6 protein-coding genes are annotated in these 12,545 nt (G+C 65.6%); all 6 read left to right on the forward strand.

Translation table 11 applies throughout. From position 1 onward, the window contains the following. Positions 1 to 53 precede the first annotated feature (53 nt). The gene (locus tag NP80_RS11660) at positions 54 to 272 is read left to right on the forward strand and encodes a hypothetical protein (protein WP_006396283.1); all 219 of its coding nucleotides are present in this window, start codon (positions 54 to 56) and stop codon (positions 270 to 272) included. A 96-nt stretch (positions 273 to 368) separates the two neighbouring features. Next, the gene (locus NP80_RS11665) at positions 369 to 1,271 is read left to right on the forward strand and encodes an aminomethyltransferase (RefSeq protein ID WP_006411299.1); all 903 of its coding nucleotides are present in this window, start codon (positions 369 to 371) and stop codon (positions 1,269 to 1,271) included. A 942-nt stretch (positions 1,272 to 2,213) separates the two neighbouring features. Further along, positions 2,214 to 9,044 (forward strand): ESPR-type extended signal peptide-containing protein, encoded by a 6,831-nt coding sequence (locus NP80_RS30805; protein ID WP_045593560.1) that lies wholly within the window; start codon positions 2,214 to 2,216, stop codon positions 9,042 to 9,044. Between the two features lie 121 nt (positions 9,045 to 9,165). Further along, positions 9,166 to 9,828 carry an OmpA family protein gene (locus tag NP80_RS11675; RefSeq protein ID WP_045593467.1) on the forward strand — a complete coding sequence of 221 codons (663 nt, stop codon included), beginning with the start codon at positions 9,166 to 9,168 and terminating at the stop codon, positions 9,826 to 9,828. Positions 9,829 to 10,096: 268 nt separating this feature from the next. Then, a complete protein-coding gene (locus NP80_RS11680; RefSeq protein WP_006396278.1) occupies positions 10,097 to 11,242 on the forward strand; it encodes a DUF2827 domain-containing protein in 1,146 nt (381 codons plus the stop codon). A 14-nt stretch (positions 11,243 to 11,256) separates the two neighbouring features. Beyond that, positions 11,257 to 12,411, forward strand: coding sequence for a DUF2827 domain-containing protein (locus tag NP80_RS11685; protein ID WP_006396277.1), 1,155 nt, complete (start codon positions 11,257 to 11,259; stop codon positions 12,409 to 12,411). Positions 12,412 to 12,545 lie beyond the last annotated feature (134 nt).

Genomic DNA, 12,545 nt, shown 5'->3' on the forward strand with positions numbered 1-12,545 from the left:
GCCCGCGACCGATTTTCGTACGCTGACAGCCCGAACCTTCTTTGCACAGGCCCATGAACCGCACGATCCGCTACAAGGGCTACGAAGTGGCCCCCGCCGCCGCCCGGCTGCCGAACGGGCTGTTCGCCGCCAACCTGACGATCGAGAAGGCAAGCGGCGGCCCGTCATCGCACGCCGTTTCGTTCGACGCGATCGATTTCTTCTTCGAGGAAGAGCACGCGCTCGCCTATGCGTCCCGCTGGGGACGGCTATGGGTCGACACGCACGCGTGACATTCGTCAAGCGACGCGCGTCATGGCCGTACGAAAAATACGCGAAACCGGAACCTATGTGAGAATCTTTCGTTCCGTAATCGCATAACAACAGCCATGACTGACACGCTGCAGGAAGAGCACGCAGCAGCAGATCACGCAATGCGCAACTGGACCTTCGAGAGGCAAGGTCCCGTCAAGATCGGTTCCGACGCGCACAAGCAGATGTTCTGCCGCATGCTGCTCGACACGCACAACCCGTACAAGCCGGCCGTGATCGACTGGCCGCCGCTGAAGCCGGACGAACTCGAACGGCTCACGTCGCTGCCGATCTGGGACATCGCGGTCCAGACCGAAGGCCGCGCGTCGATCCGCGTCGCGACGTTCGCGTCGACGGTCGACGATCCGCTGCTGCGCCAGGCGCTCGAGATGGACGGCGGCGAGGAAGCGCGCCACAAGGTCGTGCTGTCGAAGCTCGTCGAGGCATACGGGATCAAGCTCGCACCCGAGCCGCCGTATCCGGCGCCGAACGATCCCGAATGGTCGTGGATGGTCACGGGCTTCAGCGAATGCATCGACAGCTTCTTCGCGTTCGGCCTGTTCCGTTCCGCGCAGCGCTCCGGCTACTTCCCGCCCGAACTCGTCGAGACCTTCGAGCCGGTGATCCAGGAAGAAGGCCGTCACATCCTGTTCTTCGTGAACTGGTTCGCGTGGTACTGGCGCAACATGCCGTGGTGGCGCCGCCCATGGTTCTTCGCGCGCGTCGCGGCCGTGTGGGCGTTCCTGATCTGGGAGCGGATCGGCATCGCGCGCGGTATCGACGCGGACGGCGTCGCGCATGACGCGAACTTCCCGGCGACCGGCACGGCCGCCGTCGGCGATGCGCTGAACCCGCGCGAACTGCTGGAACTCTGCCTGACCGAGAACGACCGCCGGATGGCGGGCTACGACACGCGCCTGCTGCGACCGATGTTCGTGCCGCGCCTGGCGCGCTTCGCGCTGCGTTTCCTGCGGAAGTAAGCCTCTACGCGCGGCCCCGCCGGAATCGGCGGCGCCCGCTCCATGTGCGCCACGCATCCCGAACCTTTGGGCTCCGCGGCGACCATCCTCCCGTTCGTCATCGCGCCGCTCCGTGGGCGCGCATTCGTCCGACGATTGCGCTGCAGCCTCGTTGCTGCAGCGCCTCTGCTCGTCGTCCAAGCCCCATTTGCGTCGCTTCTGCGTGCCGGCTGCGGCGGGCGGGCATCGCGTGTTCAGGCGATTTTCCGGCGCGACCTGCTGAAATCTGCCAATTGGGAGAAATTCGCCAAATTCGACGAGATGTTCGCAGCGCGGTCAGTTGCATTTTTTTACATCTTTGTGAAGCCGGCACGACGCACGTATCGGCCGCAAGCGCCCGCCGGACGGGCCGCCGACGGTCGCCACATGCGTATTTCGGCATAGTCGATCGTTACTTTAATCGGCTTTTGAGATTTAAATTATTATAAAAATGACGTCATCAAAACGATTAAGACAAGCACATCGCAAATCACGAAATTCAACATCCGCGATTATCAAAAAGATTTACGCAATAACATTACATACAAGAAAGGTTCGCCCACCCCGCAAACGTTTGCGGTTTCATTTTCCTTTCATGATGGTAAGAAAGATAACCAATGGCTTGGCTGGACGCATCTCTACCTGATTGATTTTACGCAACTTTCACATCAACCCCAGGTCTCCCGTCAATCTTTCTCTCCGCCTTTCACGATGTTTCATAGGCATTACGATCAGAAGTGCCTGAACTTCATCCATTGACGATCTTTTAACTTTCGACCGAGCGAATTTTTCACTCCTTTGCAATCTCGAAAATGCACCTCCCATAAACTCCGCTCGTCATTTTGAGATTGGCGCGAGCGCACGGCAGATTCGACGACCGAAAAGAGCCAGGTGTGTTGCGTGCTTATTTGGAGGTAGCAGGACATGAACCGCACATACCGCTCGATCTGGAACGAGGCGCTCGGCGCCTGGGTCGCGGCATCCGAACTCGACGCCGCGCGCGGAAAGCCGAACAAGTCCGCCGTCGCGATCGCCGCCGCCGTCGTGCTGACGGCGCTGCCCGCCCTGGCAAGCGCCAACACGTTCGTGCCCGGCACGACGAACGGCTCGCAATTCACCGTCTCGTCGTGTACGTCGAGCGGCGGCAACGGCACCGTCGGCCGCACGACCACCGGCAACACGAACGCATATGCATCCGACGGCTCCGGCACGTATTCGACCGTCGCCGGCTGTAACGCGAGCGGCAACAGCAACCTCGCGGCCACCGCCTACGGCGCGTTTGCGCAGATCACCGGCACGGGCGGCACCGCGACGGGCTTCCTGTCGTCGGCCGCGCTGTGGGGCACGGCGGCCGGCCTCGAATCGACCGCGAGCGGCGCCGGTTCGACCGCGCTCGGCTTCGGCGCAACCGCGAATGCGCTGAACTCGGTGGCGATCGGCGGTGCGGCCGGCAACGGCACGACGCCGCTGTCGTACGCGAACTCGACGATCGCGTCGGGCGCCGGCGCGGTCGCGATCGGCAGCAACGCGACGAAGGGCGCGCAAGCGGCCGCGTCGGACGGCATCGCGATCGGCGGGCAGTCGTCGGTCGCGTCGGCGGCCACGTCGGGCATCGCGGTCGGCCGCGGTGCAACCGTCAACGGCGCATACGGCATCGCGCAAGGCGACGGTGTCGTGTCGGGTGCGACCGGCCGCAACGTGGCGATCGGCTCGACCGGCACGACGGCGAACGGCGGTACGGCAAGCGGCGGCGCGGTTGCGATCGGCCGCGGTCAGACGGCGACCGGCGACGGCGCAGTGGCAATCGGCGACCCGAACAGCGCGACCGGCACCGGCGCGCTCGCGGTCGGCGCGAACAACACGTCCAACGGCCAAGGCGCGGTGGCGCTCGGCAACGCGAACTCGGCGAGCGGTACGGGCTCCGTCGCGATGGGCAACGGCAACACCGCGTCGAACAGCTCGGTGGCGATCGGCAGCTCGGCGAATGCGACGGGCACGAACGGCTCGGTCGCGATCGGCAACTCCGCGACGGCGAACGGCACGGGCGCGATCGCGCTCGGCAATGTCGGCAGCTTCGCGGCCAATACGCAGGCGACCGGCGCAGACGCGCTCGCACTCGGCAACGGCGCGACGGCGAGCGGCAACGCGGGCGCGGTGGCCGTCGGTGCGGCCGCGGTCGCGTCGAACTCGTACGCGACCGCGTTCGGTTCGAACTCGACCGCGTCGGGCGCGGGTTCGGTCGCGTTCGCGCAAAACGCGACGGCGTCGGTGACGAATGCGATCGCGCTCGGCGTCGGGTCGACCGCGAACGTCGCGAATTCGGTCGCACTCGGCAGCAACTCGGTGACGAGCAGTGCGCTGACGTCGACGTCCGGCGGCACGACGCCGGTCAGCAACACGACGATCGGCGGCCAGACCTTCGGCAACTATGCGGGCGCGGGCGCGGCAGGCGGCGTCGTCAGCGTCGGTCAGCCGAACGCGGAGCGCCGCGTGCAGAACGTCGCCGCGGGGCTCGTCAGCGCGACCAGTACGGATGCGATCAACGGCAGCCAGCTCTATGCTGTGGCGAGCACGACGACGTCGAGCATCTCTTCGCTGTCGACTTCCGCTTCGACCGGGATTTCGTCGGCGAATAGTTCGATCGGGTCGCTGTCGACGGCGACGTCGAGCAGCATCTCTTCGCTGTCGACCTCGGCTTCGACGGGTATCTCGTCCGCCAATAGCTCGATCAAGTCGTTGTCGACGGGGCTGAGCTCGACCAATAGCTCTGTTACGTCGCTGTCGACTGGCCTTAGCTCGACCAATAGCTCCGTTACGTCGCTGTCCAGCTCGGCTTCGACCGGGATTTCGTCGGCGAACAGTTCGATCGGGTCGTTGTCGACTGCAACGTCGAGCAGCATCTCTTCGCTGTCGACTTCCGCTTCGACGGGTATCTCGTCGGCGAACAGCTCGATCGGATCGCTGTCGACGGGCCTTAGCTCCACCAATAGCTCGGTTACGTCGCTGTCGACTTCGGCTTCGACCGGCATCTCTTCGGCGAATAGCTCGATCGGATCGCTGTCCACGGGCCTGAGCTCGACCAACAGCTCTGTTACGTCGCTGTCCACCTCGGCTTCGACCGGCATCTCGTCGGCGAATAGTTCGATCGGCTCGTTGTCGACTGCAACATCGAGCAGCATCTCTTCGCTGTCGACTTCCGCTTCGACGGGTATCTCGTCGGCTAATAGCTCCATCGGATCGCTCTCGACTGCAACATCGAGCAGCATCTCTTCGCTGTCGACTTCCGCTTCGACGGGTATCTCGTCGGCTAATAGCTCCATCGGATCGCTCTCGACTGCAACGTCGAGCAGCATCTCTTCGCTGTCGACTTCCGCTTCGACCGGTATCTCGTCGGCGAACAGCTCGATCGGGTCGCTGTCGACGGGCCTTAGCTCCACCAATAGCTCGGTCACGTCGCTGTCCAGCTCCGCTTCGACCGGCATCTCGTCGGCGAACAGCTCGATTGGCTCGCTGTCGACGGGCCTCAGCTCGACGAACAGCTCCGTCACGTCGCTGTCCACGTCGACCTCGACCGGCATCGCGTCGCTGTCGACCTCCACGTCGACCGCAATCGAAGCGGCGAAAACGCACTACTACAGCGTCAACGACGGCGGTACGCAAAAGGCGAACTACGCCAACGACGGGGCAACGGGCGTCAACGCGCTGGCCGCGGGCGTCGCGGCGAGCGCCGCCGGTGCGAGCAGCGTCGCGGTCGGCGATAGCGCAAACGCGAAAGCCAACGGCACGGTCGCGATCGGTCGGAACGCGGTCGCGAACAACGTCGGCGACGTCGCGCTCGGCAGCGGCTCCGTGACGGCGGCGCCGAACCCGACGCCGACAGGCAGCGTCGGCGGCGTCACGCACACGTTCGCAGGCGGCAACCCGACCAGCGTCGTCAGCGTCGGCGACAAGGGCGCCGAGCGTCAGGTGACCAACGTCGCGGCCGGCCGCATCACCGCCGACAGCACCGATGCGATCAACGGCTCGCAACTCTTCGCGACCAACTCGGCCGTCGACTCGCTGTCGACCACGGTGTCGTCGTCGAGCAACGCCATTTCGTCGCTGTCGACGGGATTGTCGTCGACCAATAGCTCGGTCGTTTCGCTTTCGACTTCGACGTCGACGGGTCTGTCCTCGGCTAACAGCTCCATCGCCTCGCTCTCGACGTCGACTTCGACCGGTCTGTCGTCGGCCAACAGTTCGATCACGTCGCTCTCGACTTCGACCTCGACGGGTCTGTCGTCGGCCAACAGCTCGATCACGTCGCTCTCGACTTCGACTTCGACGGGTCTGTCATCGGCCAACAGCTCGATCGGATCTTTGTCGACCGGCCTCAGCTCGACCGATAGCTCGGTCGCTTCGCTTTCGACCTCGACCTCGACTGGCCTCTCGTCGGCTAACAGTTCGATCGGCTCTCTGTCGACCGGCCTCAGCTCGACCGATAGCTCGGTCGCTTCGCTCTCGACTTCGACTTCGACGGGTCTGTCGTCCGCTAACAGCTCAATCACGTCCCTGTCGACATCGACCTCGACCGGTCTGTCATCGGCTAACAGTTCGATCGGTTCTCTGTCGACAGGCCTCAGCTCGACCGATAGCTCGGTCGCGTCGCTTTCGACCTCGACCTCGACTGGTCTCTCGTCGGCGAACAGCTCAATCGGCTCTCTGTCGACCGGCCTCAGCTCGACCGACAGCTCGGTCGCTTCGCTTTCGACCTCGACTTCGACCGGCCTCTCGTCCGCTAACAGCTCGATCGGCTCTCTGTCGACGGGCCTCAGTTCGACCGATAGCTCGGTCGCGTCGCTTTCGACCTCGACTTCGACCGGTCTCTCGTCCGCGAACAGCTCGATCGGCTCTCTGTCGACCGGCCTCAGCTCGACCGATAGCTCGGTCGCGTCGCTTTCGACTTCGACTTCGACTGGTCTCTCGTCGGCAAACAGCTCGATCGGTTCTCTGTCGACCGGCCTCAGCTCGACCGATAGCTCGGTCGCTTCGCTCTCGACTTCGACTTCGACGGGGCTCTCGTCGGCCAATAGTTCGATCACGTCGCTCTCGACTTCGACCTCGACGGGCCTGTCATCGGCCAACAGCTCGATCGGATCTTTGTCGACCGGCCTCAGTTCGACCGATAGCTCGGTCGCTTCGCTGTCGACTTCGACGTCGACTGGCCTCTCGTCGGCGAATAGCTCGATCACGTCTCTGTCGACTTCGACTTCGACCGGCCTCTCGTCGGCAAACAGCTCGATCGGATCGCTGTCTACCGGCCTCAGCTCGACCGATAGCTCGGTCGCTTCGCTGTCGACCTCGACTTCGACCGGCCTCTCGTCCGCGAACAGCTCGATCGGCTCTCTGTCGACGGGCCTCAGCTCGACCGATAGCTCGGTCGCGTCGCTTTCGACCTCGACTTCGACCGGTCTCTCGTCCGCGAACAGCTCGATCGGCTCTCTGTCGACAGGCCTCAGCTCGACCGATAGCTCGGTCGCGTCGCTGTCGACTTCGACTTCGACTGGTCTCTCGTCGGCAAACAGCTCGATCGGTTCTCTGTCGACCGGCCTCAGCTCCACCGACAGCTCGGTCGCTTCGCTCTCGACCTCGACTTCGACCGGTCTCTCGTCGGCAAACAGCTCGATCGGTTCTCTGTCGACGGGCCTCAGCTCGACCGATAGCTCAGTCGCTTCGCTCTCGACCTCGACTTCGACCGGCCTCTCGTCGGCGAATAGCTCGATCACGTCCTTGTCGACTTCGACCTCGACCGGTCTCTCGTCGGCTAACAGCTCGATCGGTTCTCTCTCGACCGGGCTCTCCTCCGCAAACAGCTCGATCACGTCCTTGTCGACCTCGACCTCGACCGGCCTCTCATCGGCCACCAGCTCGATCGGCTCGCTGTCGACCGGCCTCTCCTCGGCCAACAGCTCGATCGGCTCCCTGTCGACCGGCCTCAGCTCGACCAACAGCTCGGTCGCTTCGCTGTCGACCGGCCTCAGCTCGACCGATAGCTCGCTCGCTTCGCTGTCGACCTCGACTTCGACCGGTCTCTCGTCGGCCACCAGCTCGATCGGCTCTTTGTCCACCGGGCTGAGCTCGACCGACAGCACGCTCACGTCGCTGTCCACGTCGACCTCGTCGGGCATCGGCTCGCTGTCCACCGGCCTGAGCACCGCGAACGACTCGATCACGTCCCTCTCCACGTCGACGTCGACCGCCATCCAGGCAGCGAAGACGCACTACTACAGCGTCAACGACAACGGCACGCAGCAGGGCAACTACAACAACGACGGCGCAACCGGCATCAACGCACTCGCAGCCGGCACGAACGCCGGTGCGACGGGCGCGAGCAGCGTCGCGGTCGGCGACGGCGCGACCGCGTCGTCCGACGACGCAGTCGCGATCGGCCACGACGCGACGGCGACCGGCGGCAAGGCCGTGTCGATCGGCTCGGCGAACACCGCGAGCGGGGACGGCGCGGTCGCGCTCGGCGCAAAGAACGCGGCGACCGGCACCGGCGCAGTCGCACTCGGCAACGCCAACACGGCGACCGGCGACGGCTCGCTCGCGATCGGCAACACGTCGACGGCTGCCGGCGCGGGTTCGCTCGCCTTCGGTACGAACGCGGTCGCGAAGAACGTCAACGACGTCGCACTCGGCACCAACTCGGTCACGGCAAACGCGAACCCGACGTCGAGCGCCACGATCGGCGGCGTCACGTACCTGTTCGCAGGCAGCGCGCCGACGAGCGTCGTGAGCGTCGGCGCGCCGGGCGCGGAACGCCAGATCACGAACGTCGCCGCCGGCCGGATCTCGGCCGACAGCACCGACGCGATCAACGGCAGCCAGCTCAACGCGACGAACCAGGCGGTCAACAGCCTCTCCACGTCGACCGCGTCGAACATCTCGTCGCTGTCGACCGGCATCGGTTCGCTGTCGACGGGCCTGAGCTCGACGAACAGCACCGTCGCATCGCTGTCCACGTCGACCTCGACGGCGATCGGCTCGCTGTCGACCGGCCTCAGCGCGACGAACAGCAACCTCACGTCGCTGTCCACGTCGACGTCGACCGGCATCGGCTCGCTGTCGACCGGCCTCAGCTCGACGAACAGCACGGTCGCGTCGCTGTCGACGGGCGTGACGAACATCAACAACCAGCTGACGCAGCTCTCGACGACGCTGAACAACAACACGACGCGCTCGCTCACCACCAACGGCGTTACCGCCGACATGAACGGAACGGGCAACGATCGTCCGGTCGTCGCGGCCGGCTCGAACTCCGTCGCGATCGGCGCGAATTCGACGGACGGCGGCCGCTCGAACGTCGTGTCGGTCGGCAGCGACACGCAGCAGCGCCAGATCACGAACGTCGCGCCGGGCACGCAAGGCACCGACGCGGTGAACGTGAACCAGCTGACGGCCGTGCAGTCGACGCTGTCGACGGCGTTGTCGGGCCAGCAGGCGCAAATCAACTCGCTCGGCTCGCAGCTGCAGCAGACGGACCAGATGGCGAAGCAGGGTATCGCGGCTGTCGGCGCGATGGCGTCGATCCCGCAGCTCGACCGCGACGCCAACTTCGGGATGGGGATCGGCGCATCGACGTTCCTCGGCCAGAAGGCGATGGCCGTGAACATGCAGGCGCGCATCAGCGAGAACCTGAAGGCGTCGATCAACGGCGGCTTCAGCGGCAACCAGAAGGTGATCGGCGCAGGCATGCTGTACCAGTGGAAGTAACGCGCCGCGCCGCCCGCGCGGTCGGCCTGCGAGGCCGGCCGCGTCGCGGCGGCCGGCTGCACGATGCGCGCGGCACGATCTGCGGCGCGCTTGTGTCCATTCAGGATTCGAGGACGAAACCGTGAACAAACTCGCTCTTGCGCTCGCACTGTCGAGCGCGGCGCTCGCCGCCTGCTCGACGGCATCGGGCCCGACCTTCAGCGCCTCCGAACTGCAGCCGCGCGATGGCGTGCGGACGTTCCAGGTGGACTGCCACGGTCTGCTGTCCGGCCCGCAAACCTGCATGAAGGCCGCGCGGAAGATCTGCGGCGAACAACCCGTGCGCGCCGTCGACACGATGCGCGCGCTGCGCGACGGCAGCGATCCGGCCACGCTGGTGTTCCAGTGCGGCGCCCCGCCGGCCGACGCCGCCCCGGCCGCCGAGCCCGCGCCCGCCGCGGTCGAACATGTGAGCCTCGCCGGCGACGCGCTGTTCGCAAGCGGCCTCGCGACGCTGACGCCGGCCGCCCGCGCGTCGCTCGACAAGCTGCTGAACGCGTACGGCGACCGCTCGTACACGCAAGTCAGCGTCACCGGCTATACGGATTCGGTCGGCAGCGACGCATCGAATCTCGCGCTGTCGAAGCGGCGGGCGGAAGCCGTCGCCGCCTATCTGCAGCAGCGCGGGCTGAATGCGCGCACGCTGACGGTGACGGGGCGCGGCAGCGCCGATCCGATCGCGACGAACGCGACGGCCGAAGGCCGCGCGACCAACCGCCGCGTGGAAATCTCGCTGCAGCGCTGACGCGCCGCGGCCGGCGGCCGGCGGCCGGCGGCGCATGGACCGACGACACTGTCGCGAACGGCCGCCCCACTCCACAAACCGGCGACTTCCGTGCCACAATCGCCGCAGCCGCCGAGCGGGGCCCGTCGGCGCGCGCCGCCGCGCCATGCGCGGCACGTCGGCTGCCCCGCTCGCGCGTACGCAACCATGACGATCCACGGCGCGCCGTGTTCGTGCGAGGCGCTCGGCGCCGCGGCCGAACGCGCGCCGCCGCAGAGGAAAAAAGCTGGTGACGGACATCAATGAAACCGCTTCGGGCCGCGCCCGCAAGCAACGGCCGGCGGTCGGCATCTCGCTGTTCGCGCGCGACGGCCAGGCGATCTGGGAAAACGGCATCCATCAGAACATCGCATTCCTCGCGATGATGCTCAAGCGCTCGGACCGCGTGGGCCCGGTCTATTTCCTGAACGGCGGCGACGCGAAGGCACTGCCGGCCGGACTCGATCTCGACGGCCTCGACGTGCCGCTCGTGAATCCGGCCGACGTCACGCACGACATCGACGTCGTGATCGAAATGGGCGCGCAGCTGCCGGTCGAATGGCTCAGACATGTGAAGGCGCTCGGCGCGAAGCTCGTCGCCTGCTATGTCGGCCATACGTACAGCGGTCTGGCCGAAACGCCGATCTTCGACAAGCCGTCGGGTCACATCTTCAACGGCACGCAATTCGACGAAGTCTGGGTGCTCGAGAAGTCGCAAAAGATCGACGTGCCGCTGCTGCGCACGCTGACGCGCGCGCCCGTCTATACGATTCCGCATCTGTGGTCGCCGTATTTTCTCGATCGCCGCATCGCCGCGCTCGCGGCCGAAGGCGCGACGTTCGGCTATCGGCCGGGCCGCCGCCCGTGGCGGCTCGCGACGCTCGAGCCGAACATCTCGGTCGTGAAGACCTGCCACTATCCGATGCTCGTGTGCGACGAACTTTATCGCGCGCGCCCCGATACGGTGCAGCACCTGTTCGTCGTCAACTCGATGCACATGAAGGAACATCCGACCTTCGTGCACTTCGCGAACAGCCTCGATCTCGTGCGTCAGCACAAGGCGACGTTCGAGCCGCGCCTCGATCTACCGGGCTTCATGGCGCGCCATGCGGACGCCGTCGTGTCCCACCACTGGGAAAACGCGCAGAACTACCTGTACTACGACGTGCTGTACGGCGGCTACCCGCTGCTCCACAACTCGCCGCTGCTCGGCGACGCCGGCTACTACTATCCGGACTTCGATTCCGCCACGGGCGGGCGCGTGCTGCTCGATGCGTGGCTGCATCACGACGAACGGCTCGACGACTATCGCGCCAAGGCCGACCGGCTGCTGCGCGCGGTCTCGATCGACAACCCCGCGAACCTCGACGCGTTCCTCGCGCGTCTGGTCGCCTGAACCGGAGCATGCACATGTCGGACTCCACTGCCCGCCACGCATCCGGCGACGGCAAACGTCTCGTCGTCGGCGTGTCGCTGTACGTACGCGGCGCCGGCCAGTCGCTGTGGGAAAACGGCATCTTCCAGAACTGCCTGCTGCTGATCCTGCTGCTGCGCCAGTCGCCGCTCGTCGCCGAAGCCGTGATGGTGAACGGCGGCGAGCAGCTCGCCGATCCGCAGATGATGCTCGGCGAATGGGACGTGCCGCTGCTGTCGATGGACGAAGCGCTGCAGCGCTGCGACGTGCTGATCGAAATGAGCGCACAGTTCGGCGCCGATTATCTGCGCGCGTTCCGCGAACGCGGCGGCAAGGTCGTGACGATGCGCGTCGGCAACGACTACGTGATCGACATCGAGCGCGCGATGTTCAACAAGCCGTCGGGTTTCCTGTTCTCGGGCGCGCCGTACGACGCGGTATGGACGATTCCGGAATTCGAGCGCTCGTGCCTGCATTACTACCAGACAGGCCTGCGCGCGCCCGTGACGATCGTGCCGCACATCTGGCATCCGATGCTGTTCGATAAGGCGCGCGCGACGCTCGGGCCCGGCCTGTCGTACGGCTATCGGCCCGGTCGGCCGCGCTGGCGCGTGACGATGTTCGAGCCGAACATCTGCATGGTGAAGACGAGCATCATCCCGATGCTCGTCACCGAAGAAGCGTATCGCGCGCAGCCGGCGTTCCTCGACATCGTGCGCGTGTGCAACACGGTACACATGAAGGAGCACGCGACTTTCGTGCACTTCGCGAAGAGCCTCGACATCGTCAACCACGGCATCACGACGTTCGAGAGCCGCTACGCGGTGTACGAGTTCATGGCCGCGTACGGCGACGCCGTCGTGTCGCACACGTGGGAAAACGCGCAGAACTATCTGTACTACGAGCTGCTGTACGGCGACTATCCGCTGATCCATAATTCGCCGTTCCTCGGCAAGGCCGGGTATTACTATCCGGACTTCGACTGCCAGGCCGGCGGCCGCGCGCTGCTGCAGGCCTTTGCCGAGCACGACGCGAACCTCGACGCGTATCGCGAGCAGTCGAAGCACGTGCTCGACTCGGTCAGCATCTACAACCCCGACAACGTGGCCGCGTATACGGACGCGATCGCCGCGCTTTATCGCGACGCGTGACGCGCCGCGGCCGTCCGACTCGAACATGAATCCGAATCCCCTGCTCTCCTGCAAACGATATCCGGTCGGCCGTGCCGTCGCTGCCGTCGCGCGCGGCGCGCACGCATTTTTCGCGCAGTAAGCCGCGCCGACCC

The sequence above is a fragment of the Burkholderia multivorans ATCC BAA-247 genome, assembly GCF_000959525.1.
In the GTDB taxonomy this organism is placed as follows: domain Bacteria; phylum Pseudomonadota; class Gammaproteobacteria; order Burkholderiales; family Burkholderiaceae; genus Burkholderia; species Burkholderia multivorans.